The sequence below is a fragment of the Spirosoma sp. 48-14 genome, assembly GCF_001898575.1.
Classification (GTDB): domain Bacteria; phylum Bacteroidota; class Bacteroidia; order Cytophagales; family Spirosomataceae; genus Spirosoma.
On the sequence record NZ_MKUD01000001.1, the window covers coordinates 165,185 to 185,378 of the forward strand.

Below are 20,194 nucleotides of genomic sequence, written 5' to 3' on the forward strand. Positions count from 1 at the left end.
GTCCGGTCTACTGGTTGTTTTTTTTAGGGCTTTAAAATCGTACCATCGTTTTTGCGAACCGTCCAGCGTGATTTAGTACCAATAGGGTATTTGGCCGCTTCTTTCTCGTTGATGTCAATTCCTAAGCCTGGTGTCTCATTGATCTGATAATACCCGTTTTTGATCGTCGGGCAACCGGGAAATACCTCCTTAACTTTATCACTGAACATCTGCGACTCCTGAATCCCAAAATTCCAGACGGCGATGTCGATATTGTTATTGGCTGCGTGACCTACCGGCGAGGTATCGCCCGGCCCATGCCAGGCAGTCCGCACGTTGAACCATTCACCCAACCGGGCCACTTTCATAGCAGGTGTAATACCGCCAATCTGTGAGATGTGGATTCGAATAAAATCGAACAGGTGGTTGGCCATTGGCTCCTTGAACTCATTGATGTTATTAAACAACTCACCCATCGCAATAGGTACGGCCGTGGTCTGCCGTAATTGCTTGAACCAGTTCATATTTTCGGGCGAAAACGGGTCTTCAATGAAATAGGGCCGGTATTCCTCCAGACCTTTAATCATATTGATGGCATCAATGGGCTCAGTTAACTCGTGCATGTCGTGCAGGAGCTGTACATCTTCGCCACATCGTTTGCGCACGATGTCGAACATCTTAGGGACCCGTTTCAGATACGTTTTCTGATCTGAGAAATCGTCGGTTTCGCGGCCATATCCAGCCGTTTTGAAATCGGGCTTTAGCTCCTGCATAGCACCTACCCCCCCATAGCCTCCCTGCTGAATGCGGACATGTCGGAAACCCATCGCCATAAATTCCTGGACTTTATCGGCAATGGCTTCGGGTGTGGGGCCGCTGGCGTGGGTATATGTATCGACCGCAATCCGGCTCTTGCCGCCCAGAAGCTGATAAACCGGCATGTTGGCTCGCTTCCCTTTGATGTCCCAGAGCGCCTGATCAAGTCCGGAAAGGGCGTTATTCAGCACCGGGCCATTTCGCCAGTAGGAACTGACATAGGCCGACTGCCACATATCCTCGATGTTGTCGACGTCTTTGCCCACGCAAAACTCATTCAGGTAGATATTGACGGCTGGAATCACAACATGAGCGCGTTGGGTAAAGGTAGCGCAACCAAGCCCATACAAACCTGGTTCAGATGTTTCGACCTTCACAATCACCAGATTCGGGCCACCGGGTGCCGTTGTAATAGCCCGGACGTTTTTGATGGTAACAGGAGCCACGCCTTTAGCATAGGCAGGGGTTTCGTAGACCTCGGCTCGGGCTTTGGGACTATCGAACAAACCCAGAATACCAGCGGCCGACCCTAATCCGGCTAACTTTAGCGCATTTCGTCGACTGGTTTCCAACGGCTTCTCTAATTGACTCATGTTAGCGATGTAGTTAAAGGCTTAGAAAAAATGAGGTTAACCCCAAAATCATAGTGAACACAGAGAAAAAAGGAATAAGGCTTTCTCTCCGTGTTGTTGTGTTGACATTATTTTACGTAATACTGATAGGCGATTTGCCAACTGAACGTCTGCCCTGGTTCGATTTTGATTGTAACGTACGGTTCAGGGCTTACCGTGGTAGACGACGACCAGTACACCATACGGGAAATATCACGGTCGCCGGTTACGGTTACACCAGCACCTGTTTTGGTATTGTCGACTGTGATGTTGTATCGCATGGGTTGCCCATTTCCCAAATTCGGATAATAAACGCTTTCACCTTTCGTCAGATCGCTGAGGTACGCAAGCTGTCCATCCTGAAAGCGAACCCGGTCCGTAACCCCTTTTCCGCCATCAGTTGATAAGGCTGACACCGGAAATTTGATCGCGTACCCTGTGCCGGTCGGCTGTTGATCGATGACAAAAAAATTGTGATTATAGGACGTTGTTTCGATAGGTCGATTTCCAATATTTTTCAGGCTATGGGTAATAACCAGTGCCGGTTTATTTTTGGTTAGCGCCAGCGTCTTCCGATACTCATAAGCATAGGCTGTGTCGGCCAGGGTATGAACAAACTGCACCTGATCGGCCTTCTTCGTTATGGCCCAGACTCCCGGATTCGCAATTGGATAATAGGCAAAGGCATTATACGGCTTTTCGTCGGGTCGAATCAGGCTCCCCACACCGATTTTCACGAATGTACCACCTGGTTTTACGTGGGTGTAACCCAATGGGCCAAACTCCTCAACGGGCCCCATGACTGCATCATGCAGTGTAGGGCTGTATGTATCGAACCATTTGCCATGATACGTATGTCCTTTGTAGTCAAGGCTAGCGACCACCCCCGACCAGTCGAAGCGCGTACCCCGGTAGTAACCCTTCTCGGCATCGGGTAAGTAGAGCTTCGCCCGAACCAGTCCGTTGGTAATTTCCGTTTCAGGAACATCGGTCGCCGAACGCATACCGATGGATAGTATGACCAGACAACAACAAAAGGCGAAGTAACGCCGAAACGGCCATTGAACCAGTACGGCAACGGATACTGAACGAGTGGTCTTCATAAAATTCCGGCTCTATTTCCATGGAAAAAGGCCGAAAATCAGTTGAATTACTTATGCTGTCCTCAGCAAACTTCTGGCTGCACGTCGCGTTCGACCCTATGCTTTCGGGCATATTCGGATGGCGATACCCCATGAACCTGCTGGAATGACTTTCGGAAATACTTGACATCTTCCAGACCAACCAAGGCACATACTTCTGAGATACGAAGCTGACTGGAGGCCAGCAACTGAGCCGCCCGTTTCATACGTACATCGTTGATAAATTCTACCACCGACTGGCCGGTAATATTTTTAATACGTCGATAAAACACTGACCGACTCATCGCCATTTCCTTGACCAATTCCAGCACCGAAAACTCGGGTTCGCCCAGGTTCTTTTCAACAATACTCATGGCCGTTTCCAGAAATACTTTGTCGGCATCAGGAATTAAAACTTCGGTAGGCTCCAGCAAGATTTTCTGCTGATAATACTGGCGCAGTTTCAGGCGATTATGCACCAGCGTATTCACTTTAGCAATGAGCAAATCAGGGTTGAACGGTTTACTGATGTACTCGTCGGCACCTGTTTCCAACCCTTCAATTTCATGCACAACAGCTACCCTGGCTGTAAGCAGAACGACCGGAATATGCAGTGTTTTAGGGTGCTGTTTAATTTTTTTGCAGAGATCCAGTCCATCGCTGCGTGGCATCATAATGTCACTGATAATTACATCCGGCATAAGTTGCAGAGCCTGCTCCCAGCCATCGATGCCATCAACAGCCGTAAATACCTCAAATTTGGCAGCAAACAAATGTGTAATGTATTGCCTTACATCGCTGTTGTCCTCAACAATCAGCAGACGTAATGTGGCAGAGGTCAGGTCGGTTGGGATTACCGTAACCTCATCAATAAACGGCTGAGGATGCACCGACAAAGCGGGCCCTTGTGTATCGAGGGCCAGATCGGATGCGGCCAGGTGATCCTTCCCAAAAGGTAGCCGGATAACAAAGGTAGTCCCCTGCCCTACCTGGCTAGTCAGTGAAACTTCTCCCCCATGTCGTTCAATGAACTGTTTTACCAGCGATAAGCCAATACCTGTTCCTACTACCCGCATATTGGCCGTATGCGACGCCTGATAATACAAATCAAAAATACGGTTGAGTTCGTCTGGCTTTATACCGATTCCTTCGTCGCGGACGGTAATATCGAGGTAGTTAGTCAGTAATTTTTGCTGCTGAAAACGAGCCGATTGCCCTATATCGCCAACAACGCGGATACTCAAATGAACGCCATGCCCCGCCGACGTATATTTTAGAGCGTTAGAGAGTACATTGATAACTGCCACTTCGAGTTTGCTCCGATCAAAGTAAAGCATGACGGGCTCCGGAAGCGTATCGATAGTGTATTTTATTTTTTGCTCTTCCGCTTTAAGCTTGAACATCAAAAACAACTCAACCAGAAATGAAACGGCATCGCTTCTGACAGCCTGAAGCGGTATATGCTGTGATTCCATCTTACGAAAATCCAGCAATTGATTAATTAACGACAGCAGTCGGCGGGTTTGCTGGTGTACGAGCAATACCTTATCTTTCATGCCATTGAATTTCCAGGCCGATGCCGCCAGCTCCTCCATAGGACCCAGAATCAGCGTCAGGGGCGTGCGTAACTCGTGCGACACATTGGTAAAAAACTCCAGTTTCAGATCGCTAAGTTCTTTCTCCTTTTCATACTGGAAATGTTCGAAAGCAATCTTATTTTTCAAGGCCTGCTGCTGCAACAGAACCCGTCGGGCCAGTAGCAATGCCCCACTTATCAGTAGCGTGTATAATGAGTACGCCCACCAGGTTTTCCACCAGGGAGGCAGGATGGTCAATCGTAAGGCGGCCGGATGATGCGTCCATTGCCCCTCGCCATTTTCAGCTTTTACCTGAAACGTGTAATTCCCGGCGGGCAGGTTGGCAAAACTAGCCGTCCGCTGACCAGGAGCGAGTTGTACCCAGTTGTCGTTATAGCCAACCAATTGATAAGCGTAGCGGTGCTTTTTAGGGTTGGCAAAGTTCAACCCAACGAACGAAATAGAGAAGTCGTTTTCAGCCGCTTTTATCTGAAGGGTTTGCGCTTTGTTAAGTGGCTTCTGAATCAGGACCCGGCCATTTATGGACTGCCCCACACCGATTGGCTGATTGGCAATCGATAAGCCGGTAATGCGCACAAAAGGTGGGTATGGATTGGCCTGGATTGCCCGTGGCTGGAGGTAGGTAATGCCGTTGATACCACCAAAATACAGGGTTTCGTCCCTCGACTTACAGGCAGCCCCAACCTTAAACGAGTTACTTTGTACGCCATCCACAACGTTATACCGAATGACCTGATGCGTTACCGGGTTCACCCGAATCAGCCCTTCACTACCCAGCCATATATTCCCCTGACTATCTTCGATAATACTTTCAACATCACTGTCGGGTAGCCAGGTTGCACAGGACCGAATCTCTTCCTGCCCGTTTTGATTTCGGACAATTTGATGTAAACCTCCCCCAATGGTACCGACCCATATGGCTCCCCGCCGGTCTTTAAGCAGAGGCCAGGCATAATTTACCCGTAAACTGGTCGGATTGTGCCTATCATGATTAAATTGCTGAAGTAGCTCCAGCCGATCGGGCAGTACCCGTAGTTTCAGCACACCTGCATCCTGCGTACTGGCCCAAAGCACATTTTCGGCCGAATCGTACAGCAAAAAGGTAAAGCGGTCGGATGGGAGCCGACTATTCCGGCTGCTATATCTGGCTATGATCTGACCATCGCGGTTCATGCGGGTAAGTCCATAACTAAAGGAAGCCGTCCAGAGCGTACCGAATTTATCTTCAGTAATGCTCTCTATATAGTGATACAGGCCATCGTGATGTGGAAAGGTTTTAATAATCTCCCGGCCATTCTGCCGACGGATCGAAATTAACCCATCATACCGAGCGCTGAACCAGAGTGTACCATTTGAATCCTGGAAAATACAGGACACATCCATGCCTGTGACGTTGCCCGGCAACTGCCGATCAAAATAATTCCGGTAGGTTTTGGCTTTCAGATCGTAACTGGAGATTCCGTTTCGTGTGGTTATCCACAGCAAGCCTTTATCATCTTCCTTGTAAAGGGCATTGATATAATTATTCGCAAGAGTAGGATGCTCACTCAATCGCCGACTCAGATGCCCAAACGGCTTTTGGCGCAGATCGATCTTATTTAATCCTCCTGCCGATGCTGCCAACCAAAGTACCTGAAACCGATCTTCAAAAATACAATGTACCCGCCCCGAATTAATACTATTCGGGTCAGCGTCCATTGGCAGATAGGTCGTCACTTTATCGGTAAAGACTGGAGGATTGCCCGCCGAAAGTTGAACCGGAACCATGGAAAGGCCAAAGTCGGTACCTACCCAAAGCCGGCCAAACGAATCTTTATGAAGACAGCCAATACTCTGAAACGTTTGGGGCAGCTCATAGGGTCTGGCCAGGTGTTTTGTCCGCAGACTATCATTCGAAACCCAGAGAACGTGCCTATCGGTGCCGATCCACATACCATCATCATGATCGAGCGTTAGGGCCAGGATATGGGCGTCGGTAAATGGATTGGCGAGCATAGCTGTCGCAGTAGGCTGATGAATGGAAGCCACAAAAAGCCCCTCACTGTAGGTAGCAATCCAGACGTGTCCAACCAGATCAATCGTTAGGTCAGTTATTTCGGTGCGTACTGAGCCGATATTTGCCAGTTTTACCCGGCTCAACTCCTGCAACTGGCCTTCCTGATTGGCCTGGATCACAAATAAGCCATGCTGCCTGGTACCTACCCAGATTGTACCTTGACGATCAGTAGCCAGAGCCGTTATTTCGGACTGATTCAATACCTGGAGCAATGACAGACTAGTCGGTGATATCGATTGGGCTTTTAAGCGCACAAATCGATCCAGGTTCGGATTGTACACATTGAGCCCTCCCCCTTCAGTACCCGCCCACAGTACGCCCTGCTGACTTACATGCAACGTTCTGACCCGGTTGTTCGACAGACCGTTCTCATTATCGATAGGAAGCAGATAATGCTTTATTTCGTAGCCATCATACCGATTTATCCCTTTATTCGTCGCAATCCAGATAAAGCCCTGCTGGTCCTGTACAACAGCCATAGCATCACTATGGGATAAGCCTTCATTTACGGTTAAGTGTTCAAAGCGAAATGAGCTCGGGACTAGCTGAGCCTGACCCGACAGTTTAAGAAAGAAAGAAAAACAAGTGGCAATCAGGAGACTGTAGATTCCTTTCATAACCATCAGAGAAGTATTAGTTTAAGGGATAATACTCAGCCTTCAACAAACCGAACCCGTGTATACAACTAGCGTATTCTTGTACACAAGTATTAAACAACAAAATAAATAATACTAATTTTTCTACAATTAATTATTCCATTACAAAAACGCCATATGTTACTGATAATGTAAATTTATTTCTATAAAGCCGAATAAGCGAACAATTTACCCCCCTATTTCGAACAATCTCCCCCCCATTAATTGTGTTTTGCCAACATATTTTTGCAATACGATCATTTCAATAGCAAAACAAACCTTGTTGAGTAAAATTAGCTCTGACAACTATCTATTCTACTTCTGGTTAGACCACATCCATTCGCATCTGTGCGAAAGTTGCATGAATCATTACTCGCAAATAGCACCAATAGGTTTTAACAAATAGGGCAATTCTGCCTACTGATATCTTTTGATAACAGACCGCGATACCGTCTTTCTATCCGCTAAATTAACCAGTTTACATTATCCATTTTTTAATTAAACTTTATGCAAAAACCTTGTACACGCCAGAAGGTCTTCTTATCACAAAGGAGTCTCTTCCAAAGGAACGCGGCATTAACCCTACGACCTGCGTTTCATTCTCTGCTTCTGTTTTGTCTGCTTTTATCAACCGCAGCCTTCGCCCAAACGAAGGTCAGTGGAAAGGTCACTGATGCACAGGGGCTGGCTTTGCCGGGGGTAAGTATTGTGGTCAAAGGCACAACGACGGGTACGGTTTCAGCTGCTGACGGTGCCTATTCATTAAACGTACCTAGCCGAACCTCGACATTGGTATTCTCCTACATTGGTTTTGTCAGTCAGGAAATACCCCTCAACAACCGGAGTGAGATCAACATCAGCATGGCCTCCGACGATAAAATGCTGAACGAAGTCGTTGTAGTAGGGTATGGTGAGCAAAAGAAAGAGACGGTAACGGGTGCTGTAGCCACCGTAAAAGGAACCGATCTGGTTAAATCGCCAGCAGTCAACATGACCAACTCGATTGCTGGACGGATGCCGGGCGTTATTGCCACCAACGCCAGTGGTGAACCAGGTTATGATGGCTCTACGATTCGGATTCGGGGAACAAACTCGCTCGGAAACAACGATGCTTTAATTGTTATCGACGGTGTACCAGCGCGGGCCGGGGGTATTGACCGACTGAACCCAGCCGACATTGAGAGTATTTCCGTTCTGAAAGATGCTTCGGCAGCTATTTACGGATCGCGGGCTGCTAACGGGGTTATTCTGGTAACGACCAAGCATGGTAAGACCGGTAAGCCTGAATTATCGTACAGCTTCAACCAGGGATGGGCACAACCTACAGTTATTCCTAAGATGGCCTCAGCAGCTGAGTATGCTCAGTTGAACAATGAGATCAACCTATACAACCTGCCTGCCCAATACTGGAAAGACGCTAATGCCGCTTTTAATACAACGGGGAGCTACACTCGCCCCGACAACGGCGCCATTGCCAAGGCGGCCTACACACCCGACGAAATCAAGAAGTATCAGGATGGCTCCGATCCCTGGAAGTATCCGAATACCGACTGGTTTGGCGCTGCCCTGAAAAACTGGTCGCCCCAGTCACGGCATACGCTTCAGTTGTCGGGAGGTAGTGAAAACGTCAAGTACCTGGCATCGGTCAACTACCAGAATCAGGATGGTTACTACAAAAACTCGGCAACGGGCTACAAGCAGTACGACTTCCGTCTGAATCTGGACGCCAAAATCAGTAAACACATCAGCACGGTGATTGGCGTAGTAGGTCGTCAGGAGAACCGTAATTTCCCAACCGTTGGAGCAGGGGCTATTTTCCGGATGCTCATGCGTGGCTATCCTAACAAGCCTGCTTATTGGCCCAATGGGTTACCTGCTCCTGATATCGAGAACGGACAACAGCCCGTACTGGTTACGACTAGTGCTACAGGTTACGACAAAGACACTCGCTATTACCTGCAAAGTAATGCCAGCGTTAACATCACCAACCCCTGGATACCGGGCCTGAAACTCACCGGTAGCGTAGCCCTGGACAAATACCTACAGGAAGGCAAAACCTGGCAAACCCCCTGGTACGTCTATAGCTGGGATTATACTACCTACGATGCCAACAACCAACCGCTTTTGCAAAAAGTAGCCAAAGGTCCTGCGCAGGCAACCCTGAACCAGTACACCAACGACCAGTTCAACTCGCTGCTATCGGGTATTCTGTCCTACGATCACACCTTTGGCGGTAATCATGCCATCACGGTGCTGGCCGGTATTACCAAAGAGCAATCGAACTCAAACGGTTTCTCAGCTTTCCGGAAGTACTTTGCCTCGACAGCCATCGACCAACTGTTTGCCGGTGGTAGCGCCGAGAAAAACAGCAATACGACCGCTGCCTGGGAACGTGCCCGGATGAGCTATTTCGGTCGTGCCGCTTACAACTACAAAGAAAAGTATCTGGCCGAATTCCTGTGGCGCTATGATGGCTCGTACATGTTCCCGGCCAACAGCCGTTGGGGCTTCTTCCCTGGCGTATCGGCTGGCTGGCGGATTTCGGAAGAAAACTTCTTCAAGAAAAGCCTGTCTGCCATCAGTTCCCTCAAACTGCGGGCATCATGGGGTCAGTTGGGTAACGACCAGGTATATTTCAATGGCGCACTGCGTGAGTACGATTACCTGCCAACTTATGCCTACGGTGATGTTGTAAACTCAAACTGGGGTTATGTAATCGGCAATCAGGTAGCGCAAACGCTTTACGAGAACGGCGTACCCAACACGACGCTGACCTGGGAAGTAGCTAACAACACCGACATTGGTCTGGAAGGATCGGCCCTGAATGGTAAGATTTTCTTCGAATTCGACGTCTTCCTGAACAAACGGTCGAACATCCTCTGGCGGAAAAGCGCGTCGATCCCACAAACAACGGGTGCTACCTTACCGGCTACCAACATTGGGAAGGTTACCAACCGGGGATATGAGTTCCGTGTAGGTTACAACGGCCAGGTTGGCGAAGTAAAATACTCGGTGAGCGTGAACGGTGGCTATGCTAAAAACGAAATCACATTCTGGGACGAAACCCCCGGTGCGCCTGAATGGCAGCGTTCGACTGGCAAGCCCATTCCGAGCAACGTAAATGATCCGAACCAGGCCAATGGAACCCTGCTATACCAATATGATGGTATTTTCACTTCGCAGGCCGACATCGATGCCAACAAACTTGACTATAGCGGTGTAGGTGCCAGCGTATTACGCCCAGGCGATATGAAGCTGAAAGACATCAATGGTGATGGCAAGATCAATGGTGACGACCGCGTTCGGGCCGACCGTAACAACCAACCACGGTTCCAGGGTGGTTTTTCAGGTAACCTTCGCTGGAAGAACTTTGATTTCAGCGTTCTGCTACAGGCTTCGACAGGTGGCCAGATCTTCCTGCAAACCGAATCAGGTACGATTGGTAACTTCTTGAAATGGAGCTATGATCACCGCTGGACGGTCGATAACCCCAGCTCGACCGACCCACGCATTGTTGACCGCAGCAACCAATACTTCTCCAACGGAACCAGCTACTGGCTCAAAAGTACCGACTACATTCGTCTGAAAAACGTTGAATTGGGCTACACCCTTCCAGCTACGTTTGCCAATAAAATCGGCCTGAACAATCTGCGGGTGTACGTAAACGGGCTGAACCTGGCGACCTACTCGCCATCGATGAAAGGTCTGTTCGATCCTGAATCAACCAGCGGTAGCGCTCAATACTATCCGCAAGCCCGGATCATCAACACCGGTTTGTCTGTCAGTTTCTAAACGAATTTCAACCACATTATGAACTATATTATTAAATGTCTGTCCTTCTGTCTGCTGCTGGGTGTTACGCTGGTAGCCTGCAATCAGGATTTCCTCAATACAAAGCCACTCGATAAGGTATCGGGTGAAGCGGTCTGGTCTGACCAGGCTCTTGCCGACGCGTTTGTCACTGACGTATACAACGGACTGCGCGATGGAATTCTGGATCAAATGAGCTTCGACTGCCAGACTGATAATGCGCTATATAGCTTCGGCAAGCAAGATGTTAACGAAGCCAATGTAAGCCCATCCAACTTGGGAACGATAAAATCGACGATGGAATGGAGCGCTATGTATCAGCGTATCCGGGCGGCCAATATTGCGCTGGCTAACCTGGCCAAGCCTAAGTTCGATAACAGCAGCGGTGTTGCCGATCGAATGAAGGGTGAAATGTATTTCATGCGGGGTTATTTCTACAATCAGCTTCTGCGGTATTACGGCGGTGTGCCCATCATTAAAAATGCGTATACGTTGAATGAAGCCGATTTCGGTGTTGCCCGGAATACGTATGAAGAGTGCGTTAACGCGATTGTCAGCGACCTCGATTCGGCGGCTCTGCTCCTCAAAGGCAAAACTCTGGCAGCCGGTCGAGCTACGCAGGGAGCTGCTCTGGCGCTAAAAGCTCGTGTATTGATGTACGCTGCCAGCGACCTGCACGACATTCCAACGGCCAAAATTAAATCATCGGTTATTGCCAGCTTCGACAAGCCTGAACTACTCGGTTATGTTAGTGGCGACCGGACGGCCCGTTGGCAAAAAGCCAAAGATGCAGCGAAAGCGGTTATAGATCTGAATCAGTATGGCTACAAACTGAATCTGACAGCTCCCGTTACAGCTGCCGAAGGTCAGCAGAACTACATCAACATGTATCTGTCTCGCAATGGTGGTGAAGCCGATGGCATTTTCCTGAAATACTACATCCGCGCTTCATTCGACGACTGGGGCTCCTGGTATCCACGTAACAACATGCCTAATGGCTATCATGGCTGGACATCCAGCGAACCAACTCAGCAGCTGGTTGATAGCTATGAAATGATGGACGGTACAAAGTTCGACTGGAAAAACCCAACCCATGCCGCTGCGCCTTACGAAAACCGGGACCCACGCTTCTATGCATCGATCCTGTATGATGGAGCCCAATGGAAGCCCCGCACACCCGATGGAGCTGGTATCGACCCAGCCGGTCAGATCCAGACAGGATTCTACGAAGTCGGAACGGGCGGTGGCACCACTACGCCTTATGCTGGTCTGGACACCCGGAACAGCACCATCGAAAACTGGAATGGTACCTGGACCGGCTACGCTATCCGTAAGTTCATGGATCCCGACCCAACGCTGGTCGACATGAACATCCGTCAGGAAGTACCATCGATTCAAATCCGCTTCACGGAAGTTGTGCTCAACTATGCCGAGGCTTGTCTGGCACTAGGTCAGGAAACCGAAGCCAAAACCTGGATCAACCGGGTACGTTTCCGGGTAGGTATGCCAGCCATTACCGAATCAGGAAGTGCTCTGGTAGCCCGTTATCAGAACGAACGGAACATCGAAATGCTCTTCGAAGATCAGCGTTTCTACGACGTTCGTCGCTGGATGATAGCTCCTCAGGCATTAGGCAGTCAGGCTAAGATTATTGTGATCACGGGTAAACTGAAACCAGGCAAAACCGTCACGACGTACAAGTATAATAAAGACAACTACAACTATACGTACAGCGTGCAGGATTTGGGAACAGGTAAGGAAAACCGGAAGTGGAGCGATAAGATTTACTTCCTGCCGATCAGCCGCGACGAAATCAACCGGAACAATAAACTGGTTCAAAATCCGGGATATAATTAATGATTGAATGATTGAATGATTGAATGGGAGTAAATCAGCAATTCAATCATTTTAAAATGGCTGCGCAAGTCCAGACGAAAAATGCCAGCGCTTACGAGTGCTGGCATTTTTCGTTTATTTTTAGTATCAATAGTCATTGATTGTCATTGTAAGTTATTCGATGGACAGGTATACAGCTAAATGCCCAAAAATGACTATCTATGACAATTAATGATTCATTTAACGCCTACATTACGTGAAAACCACTATTTCTTTAGGGCTCCTGCTGGGAATCATTTGTCTCACGAGCTGTAAACATTCGGATTCGTCCAATAGTGCTGAGACTGATGGATCGCCCCTATTTACCTCCTTAACGCCTGAGCAAACCGGGATTACGTTCGCCAACAACCTGACTGAAGGGCTCAATACCAATGTGTTGATGTATGAGTACTTCTACAATGGGGGCGGTGTAGCCGTGGGCGACCTGAATGGCGATGGGCTGGACGATATCTATTTCAGCGGCAATATGGTTCCCAATCAGTTGTATCTGAATAAAGGTCAGATGAAGTTCACGGATGTGACGGCTGCCGCCGGCGTAGCCGGACGCGAAGGCCCCTGGCGAACGGGCGTGTCGATGGCGGATGTCAATGGCGACGGCCGACTCGATTTGTTCGTTTGCTATTCAGGTAGTTTACCTCCGCAAAAACGAATCCCGCAGTTATTTATCAATGAGGGGGCCGATGCACAGGGAATCCCTCATTTTTCGGAACAGACCACACAATGGGGCCTGGACCACCCCGGTCAGACTACACAGGGCACCTTTTTTGACTACGACCGCGATGGTGATCTGGACTTGTTTCTGTTGAACCATAACCCGCGTCTGCTACCCGTGCTAGACCCCGGCCCAACAGCCGCTCTATTGAAGCAAAGCAATCCTGAAATTGGCGTTCGTTTGCTGAAAAATACAGGCAATCATTTTGAAGACGTTACCCAAAAATCAGGCTTGAGCAGCTCTGTCCTGAGCTATGGTTTGGGGCTGGGAGTTTCAGACCTGAACGGCGATGGCTGGCCCGATCTTTATATCTCCAACGACTATACTATTCCCGATTATCTCTATCTCAACAACCAAGACGGTACGTTTACTAACCAACTTAGCCATAGCATCCGGCATACCTCTCACTTCTCGATGGGCAATGATGTGGCCGATGTGAACAATGATGCGTTGCCCGATATTCTAACCCTCGACATGTTGCCGGAAGATAACCGTCGGCAGAAACTGTTGATGGCTCCCGACAACTACGAAAAATTCGATCTCGCTGTATCCTCCGGTTTTTACTACCAGCACATGCGGAATATGCTGCAGTTGAATGTAGGAGCGAGGAGCGAGCAGTCCGACGGGTCGGAGCGAGGAGAGAGAATCCATCCGGCAGTATCAGGACGCGGCAGCCTCCACGCTCCGACCCGTCGGACCGCTCACTCCTCGCTCCTAACTCCTTTATTTAGTGAAACCGGACAACTGGCGGGTATTTCGAATACCGACTGGAGTTGGTCTCCCCTACTGGCCGATTACGACAACGATGGCTGGAAAGATCTATACGTGACCAATGGCTATGTGCGCGATTATACAAATCAGGACTTTCTGAAATTTATGACGGATTACATGCGGAATCGCCCGGCCAATTTCAGTCGTGAAGATGTACTGGAACTAGTTCACAAAATTCCATCGTCGAATGTCCCGAATTATATGTTTCGCAACCGGGGAGGTGATCCATCGAGCGAGGTCACCTTTGCGAATGTCGGAGCTGCCTGGGGCCTTACGCAGACATCCAACAGCACCGGAGCCGCCTATGCCGACCTTGATAACGATGGTGATCTGGATCTGATCGTCAACAATACCAATCAACCCGCCTTTATTTTTCAGAACGAAGCCAACGCTGAACGGAAACATCATTATCTGTCGGTAAAATTAGTCGGTGCAGGAGCCAACACGCAGGGTATTGGGGCTAAAGTAACTGTTTACCAGGCTGGTCGCCAGCAATATGTGGAGCAGATGCCCATACGCGGCTACCAGTCCAGCATGTCGCCCCGGCTGCATGTGGGCTTAGGGACCAGTGCCACCATCGACTCCGTCCGTATTGTTTGGCCAACAGGTAAAAGTCAGGTACTCAAAGGCGTAAAAGCCGACCAGATTCTGACTATTCAGGAAAAAGACGCTGGGGCTCCTTTACCCGTTAATCCACCTGCTCCCTCACTCTTTCGGGAAATCGCTTCACCTATTGCGTTTACAGACCCGATCAACCGGACCAACGATTTCAAACGTCAGATCTTGCTAGTCAACGCGCAGTCGTTCAGTGGGCCTTGTATGACCAAAGCCGATGTCAACGGCGACGGTTTGGAAGATGTGTTCATTGGCGGCAGTGGCGATCAGGCCGGGGCTTTGTTTCTTCAGCAACCAGGTAATCGATTCCGACAAGCCACACAGCCTGCTTTTATCGCCGATAAGGGAGGGATGGATACTGATGCCCTTTTCTTCGATGCCAACGCTGATGGACATACCGACCTGTACGTGTGTCGGGGTGGGTATGGCGACGTACTCCCCGGTGATCCTCGACTACAGGATCGGCTCTATCTGAACGACGGCAAAGGAAATTTTACCAAAAGTCCGAACGCTCTTCCCGCCATGCTCAGCAGTAAAAGCTGCGTACGGGCGACTGACATCAATGGTGATGGCAAACCTGATTTGTTTGTAGGTGGTCGGGTCGTACCGGGTCGTTATCCTGAAGCGCCCCAAAGTTACCTGCTCATCAACGATGGCAAAGGTCATTTTACGGACCAGACAGCCCAACTGGCTCCTACACTCGCTCAGATTGGAATGGTTACCGATGCAGCCTGGGTCGATCTGAATGCCGACCGAAAAGCCGAACTGGTTCTTGTGGGTGAATGGATGCCCATAACGGTACTGAGTCAGAGCGGTAATCAGTTTAGTGATCAGACCAAAACCTACTTCGACAAAGAGTACCGTGGCTGGTGGAACAAATTGCTGGTCGATGACCTGAACGGTGATGGCAAGGCCGATCTGGTGGTTGGCAATCAGGGGCTGAACACCCAGTGCCGCGCCAGTGATACCGAACCAGCCGAACTGATTTACAAGGACTTCGATAAAAACGGCAAAATCGATCCGATTCTGTGTCTGTACGTTCAGGGCAAAAGCTACCCCCACCCCACCCGCGACGAATTGCTCGATCAGTTAGGGATGCTACGCTTCCGATTCACTAATTACGACAGTTATTCCAATGCTACATTAAATGATGTATTCAAGAAAGAAGAACTGGAAGATGCCGCTAAATTGACGGCCAACGAATTAAAAACAAGCTTTTTTATCAGCTCTTCCAGCGGAAAACTGACTGAAAAGTCATTACCAATAGCAGCCCAGATTTCACCCGTGTTCACCATTACACCTCTGGATTACAATCAGGATGGCCATAAAGATTTATTGCTCTGTGGCAATACGTCACAGGTTCGTCTGCGTTTCGGGCGAGCCGATGCCAATTACGGTCTATTGCTGAAAGGTGACGGGAAGGGAAATTTCCAGGCTGTTCCGCAAGCTCAATCTGGCTTTCAATTAACGGGCGATGTGCGATCTGTACTTCCCTTTGGGAACACACTGCTATTCGGGATCAATCAGCAGGCGGTGCGAGCGTATCAAGTAACTGAAAAGCTAAAAAAATAGAATGCCGATCATTTTACGCCCTCTTTTTGACCATTTGCTACCCGCTCAGTTCCCTTCTGTGAGTCTAAGTTTACAGTAGCAATAGAGCACGTATTACTCCGCTTAGTCGTGCCCGGCTACCAGAATATACTACTGGTCTGAACAGGTTGTATGTTTTGTTTAGGTTAGGTTTGAGACTAGAAAGCAGGTTCTGATTAGGGCCTGCTTTTTTATGTATCGGCTCAATACGAAGAGTAGCCTGTTTGTGAGGCCTAAGTTTACTCCAACTGAAAACCCCAGAAATATCAATTAAACAATCATACGACAACTTAAATACTTAAATTAAAATACTCACCAAAGCAACCGTTCATACTGAGTATTATTTCCTACGAACTGAGTACAAAATACTACACTAATTACAAAACACCGATAATAATCTTTAAAAACGAATATCTCGTTATCAACAACTTAATCCTAAAAGATAGCATATGGTATGATTTTTCTGCAATGCAGAGAGAAACTGCTTTACTAGCTTCATTAATCTATTAATTAACATGGTTTTCAAAACGTCAAAGTATCCCCAGGACTATATATCCGAGAATCCGTATCTGGCGGGTCTGGTTACAGGGGTTGTCACTGGAATAGCTATTGGATTACTCATTGCTCCTCGTTCCGAGAAGAAACTGCGTAAAACACTTGAAGGTAAAGCGTCAGACAAAAAAGATAAACTCAAGCACCATTGGGACAAAACCCAGGAAAAGGCTGGCGAAGTGCTGGACAATGCCAAAACGCAAGCGGACAAACTCGCTCATAAGGCGCAGGACAAAATTGACGACTATACGGATACAGTCGAAAAAAAAGCGGAACAAATAGCCGATGAGACAAAGTCGGGCTTTGATAAGCTCAAAGACGTTTTCCGTTAATCGCCCCACGGCTTATTCTGATTTACTCAACTTCTATGAAACAGAGCCCCTGGTCTACATCACCAGGGGCTCGCTTTTAACAAATCAATCAATTAGGATCGCCTGCAAGACGTACCTGATATATTCTTACTCAACTATGAAACACGATCTTTCTTACTCAATGGAACAGCCACTTGGCCGTCTGAATAATTTTAAACGCATTTCCTGGAGTGCTGTTTTCGCTGGCGTATTAGTGGCGATTGTCAGCCAGATGTTACTGACCCTACTAGGATTGGGTATCGGCTTAAGTACAATAGACCCTATGTCAGAACACAACCCAACCGCAGGCCTGGGAATCGGTAGTGCACTGTGGTACATCTTCAGTAGCCTTCTGTCCTTGTTTACGGGCGGTTGGATAGCTGGTAGACTAGCCAGTGCTCCACGGCTTTTTGATGGTATTATTCATGGTGTACTAACCTGGTGCCTGGCCACGCTACTCACCATTTATTTTCTGACAACAACCATCGGCAGTATACTAGGAGGAGCAACACGGCTGGTAGGAAGTCTGGTAAACACCGCCGGAACGGCTGTAGCTGCGGCTGCTCCTGGTATTGGCAATGTAGTGGACAAGCAGCTAAAAGCGAATGGAATCGACTGGCGCTCTATCGATTTGACGGATTTAAAGCAAGAAGCGAATCAGCTCCTGCGGCAGACCGGAGATGCACAACTCAATCCAAACATGCTGGAAAATAAAGCCGAACAAGCAGGTAACCAGGCAAAAAAGGCCGCTAAAGGAGCAGCCGAAAATCCACAAGCAGCTGACGATATTGCCAGTGGGCTTTTTGATCGGCTATTCCGGCAAGGTCAGGCAACCATAAATAGCGTAGATCGGGAAGATGCAGTGAATGTCGTCATGAAACGAAGTGGCAAAAGCCGGGCCGAATCCGAACAGATCGTCGATAATTGGATCAGCGCGTATAAACAGGCCGTGACGAAATTCGAACAAACGAAGCAGGACGCTGAAGTAAAAGCTCGTCAAGCCGCCGATGCGACTGCATCAACCGCATCGAAAGCCGCTTTATTTGGCTTTATTGGCCTGTTAATCGGCGTTGTAGCATCAGGTTACGGCGCCAAACTGGGTACGGAATCAAAAAATGAATCTGATTCATTGGATCGCCCCATCCAAACCGCTTAGTATAGCTAAAGCAAACAGACCTGCCCACCCTTGGCCATCTGCCGAAGGTGGGCAGGTCTGTTTTTATCGCCCGAATCGGTATGCCATTGTCAGACCAACAAATTGCTCATTGTGCCGCATGATTGCCGCTTCTCGTTGCTTGTAGGTATACACGATTTGAAACGTCCAGCGAGGTGGTGAAAAGACAAGGCCCATGTCGTGCCGATAGCCCCAATGCCGAAGCGGAGACAAAATGGCTCCGGCATCGTTGGTAAAATACCCTCCTTGTACGGTTGCGTTATAAAACTGGTACTGATAAGCAGGCTGTACAAATACGTATAATTCGGTAGTCTCTCCCGACAGCTCCCGCCCAACACGGGCATCGAACCATGACGACTGATTGGGTTGGGCAAATCGACCGGCCCGAAACAGTAGGCCAGCCGATGCATTGGTAAAGGTATTGCCAACCGTCATTTGGGCTAGACTATGCAGATCAAATCGGGATTTACGCCACGACGCTGGGAGTAGTTCACGCCAGTACTGCCCCTGCAGGTTAATACCAACTTCATTATGAATCTGATAGTTCCAGCCTTTGGGACGCAGCAGATCAAACGTTCTATGGATAAAAATCTGGGTTTGCTCCGCCAGTGAATTTCCCCCAATCGTACCCACCGAGACAGTCGTTTTCAGGACATGGCCTTTTTTATAGAAAAATGTTAACCCTTTCTGTACGTACAAATACCCAGCAAATGGGCGGTCAATCAAATCTTTCGTCGTCTTGGGGGTAACAAACTCTGGTGTGAAGATCATCTGACCTACCTGATACTGACCGACTATTTTCGAAAGGCTGCTCGTTTCAGGGATGCGGTTATTGAGACCAACGGGCATATAATTCATCGTGATAAACAAGCCATTGGTATAGTATCCATCGTGCAGATTCAGGCAATAGTTGTCATTTTCAGATGTAACTTTCAACTCATATGGGTGCTGCTGACCAAAACACGCGCCCGCATAAGCAATCAGGAAACAGAATCGCAGCAGTCGGTTCATCCAGTCAATCATTACGAGGAGTCAATAATGTAAATAACCAAGTTCCGGTTTCCTACTTGTTGCAGCATTCGAACGAGAGCGCCTTCAGCATCATTTTGTACGAGCCATTTTTCTGAACTAATTTAACCGGAAGATCGGTAAGCCCATTGGGTTAGTGTACGCATGGCAAACTTCAAATTAGTCATTTTCGATTTCGACGGCACACTGGCCGATTCATTCCCGTTCTTTCTACGTACGTTCAACAGGCTGGTCAGCCACTACCAGTTTAAGCGAATCGAACCGGAAGACGTTGACCGACTTCGGGGGCTAGATGTTCGTCAGATGATAAACTACGTGGGCATACCCGCCTGGAGGCTACCTTTTGTAGCGCGAAAGTTTATCCGATTGATGGGTGATAGCCTCGATCAGATTCAACTCTTCGATCAAATCAGACCACTCCTCAAACAACTATCCGCACAGGGTGTTCAACTGGCCATTGTCAGTTCAAATTCGGAGGAAAATATCCGTCGCGTACTCGGCCCTGAAATCGCATCGCTGATTCGGTATTATCGCTGTGGCACAGCTATTTTTGGCAAGTCCCGCCAATTCAGAAAGGTGGCAACCCAAAGTCGTATTTCGCCCCGCGATATACTTTGTGTAGGGGATGAAGTTCGGGACATGGAGGCAGCGGAGGCCGAAAAGATGGCCTTTGGTGCCGTAACCTGGGGCTATACCCGAAGCGATGTATTCAGTGCATACGCAAACATCAGGTTATTCCATACTGTCGATGATATTTGCCGCGCCGTATTGGGCAAACACCTGACTATTGATTAAGCCTAGCATCTTTCTATAAACCGCGAGGGCGCGTAGACGCAAGGAAACGTTAATTCGTTGCGTCTTCGTGCCCTCGTGGTTCAA

10 protein-coding genes are annotated in these 20,194 nt (G+C 48.6%); 6 read left to right on the forward strand and 4 right to left on the reverse strand.

Annotated elements, in window-relative coordinates; translation table 11 throughout:
- Nucleotides 1-23 precede the first annotated feature (23 nt).
- The 3 genes from BGO59_RS00630 to BGO59_RS00640 form a co-directional block, all read right to left on the reverse strand.
- Nucleotides 24-1,388, reverse strand: a complete 1,365-nt coding sequence (locus BGO59_RS00630; protein ID WP_293679098.1) for an enolase C-terminal domain-like protein — start codon at nt 1,386-1,388, stop codon at nt 24-26.
- Between the two features lie 107 nt (nt 1,389-1,495).
- A complete protein-coding gene (locus BGO59_RS00635) occupies nt 1,496-2,509 on the reverse strand; it encodes a hypothetical protein (protein WP_293679100.1) in 1,014 nt (337 codons plus the stop codon).
- A 62-nt stretch (nt 2,510-2,571) separates the two neighbouring features.
- The gene (locus tag BGO59_RS00640; RefSeq protein WP_293679102.1) at nt 2,572-6,660 is read right to left on the reverse strand and encodes a two-component regulator propeller domain-containing protein; all 4,089 of its coding nucleotides are present in this window, start codon (nt 6,658-6,660) and stop codon (nt 2,572-2,574) included.
- A gap of 663 nt (nt 6,661-7,323) precedes the next feature.
- Here BGO59_RS00640 and BGO59_RS00645 point away from each other — a divergent pair.
- The 5 genes from BGO59_RS00645 (at nt 7,324) to BGO59_RS00665 (ending at nt 18,268) form a co-directional block, all read left to right on the forward strand.
- Complete coding sequence (locus BGO59_RS00645; protein WP_293679104.1) at nt 7,324-10,608, forward strand: TonB-dependent receptor; 3,285 nt, start codon at nt 7,324-7,326, stop codon at nt 10,606-10,608.
- An 18-nt stretch (nt 10,609-10,626) separates the two neighbouring features.
- Nucleotides 10,627-12,483: a RagB/SusD family nutrient uptake outer membrane protein gene (locus BGO59_RS00650; protein ID WP_293679106.1), complete on the forward strand. Its 1,857-nt coding sequence runs from the start codon at nt 10,627-10,629 to the stop codon at nt 12,481-12,483.
- Between the two features lie 235 nt (nt 12,484-12,718).
- Entirely contained in the window at nt 12,719-16,192 is a 3,474-nt protein-coding gene (locus tag BGO59_RS00655) for a VCBS repeat-containing protein (RefSeq protein WP_293679108.1), read from the forward strand.
- 533 nt (nt 16,193-16,725) lie between these two features.
- The gene (locus BGO59_RS00660) at nt 16,726-17,094 is read left to right on the forward strand and encodes a YtxH domain-containing protein (RefSeq protein ID WP_293679110.1); all 369 of its coding nucleotides are present in this window, start codon (nt 16,726-16,728) and stop codon (nt 17,092-17,094) included.
- 136 nt (nt 17,095-17,230) lie between these two features.
- Nucleotides 17,231-18,268 (forward strand): hypothetical protein, encoded by a 1,038-nt coding sequence (locus BGO59_RS00665; RefSeq protein ID WP_293679112.1) that lies wholly within the window; start codon nt 17,231-17,233, stop codon nt 18,266-18,268.
- Between the two features lie 63 nt (nt 18,269-18,331).
- Here the strand turns inward: BGO59_RS00665 and BGO59_RS00670 are convergent, their stop codons facing one another.
- Nucleotides 18,332-19,297, reverse strand: a complete 966-nt coding sequence (locus tag BGO59_RS00670; protein ID WP_293679114.1) for a lipid A deacylase LpxR family protein — start codon at nt 19,295-19,297, stop codon at nt 18,332-18,334.
- 162 nt (nt 19,298-19,459) lie between these two features.
- On the opposite strand from BGO59_RS00670, the gene BGO59_RS00675 reads away from it, so the two are divergent.
- Nucleotides 19,460-20,110, forward strand: a complete 651-nt coding sequence (locus BGO59_RS00675) for an HAD hydrolase-like protein (protein ID WP_293679116.1) — start codon at nt 19,460-19,462, stop codon at nt 20,108-20,110.
- The last annotated feature ends 84 nt before the right edge of the window (nt 20,111-20,194 follow it).

Bases quoted from the DNA above. Each gene is read 5' to 3' on its own strand.
- BGO59_RS00665 (WP_293679112.1), top strand. From the start codon at position 17,231: ATGAAACACGATCTTTCTTACTCAATGGAACAGCCACTTGGCCGTCTG.
- BGO59_RS00645 (WP_293679104.1), top strand. From the start codon at position 7,324: ATGCAAAAACCTTGTACACGCCAGAAGGTCTTCTTATCACAAAGGAGT.
- BGO59_RS00630 (WP_293679098.1), bottom strand. From the start codon at position 1,388: ATGAGTCAATTAGAGAAGCCGTTGGAAACCAGTCGACGAAATGCGCTA.
- BGO59_RS00670 (WP_293679114.1), bottom strand. From the start codon at position 19,297: ATGAACCGACTGCTGCGATTCTGTTTCCTGATTGCTTATGCGGGCGCG.
- BGO59_RS00635 (WP_293679100.1), bottom strand. From the start codon at position 2,509: ATGAAGACCACTCGTTCAGTATCCGTTGCCGTACTGGTTCAATGGCCG.
- BGO59_RS00675 (WP_293679116.1), top strand. From the start codon at position 19,460: ATGGCAAACTTCAAATTAGTCATTTTCGATTTCGACGGCACACTGGCC.
- BGO59_RS00660 (WP_293679110.1), top strand. From the start codon at position 16,726: ATGGTTTTCAAAACGTCAAAGTATCCCCAGGACTATATATCCGAGAAT.
- BGO59_RS00640 (WP_293679102.1), bottom strand. From the start codon at position 6,660: ATGGCTGTTGTACAGGACCAGCAGGGCTTTATCTGGATTGCGACGAAT.
- BGO59_RS00650 (WP_293679106.1), top strand. From the start codon at position 10,627: ATGAACTATATTATTAAATGTCTGTCCTTCTGTCTGCTGCTGGGTGTT.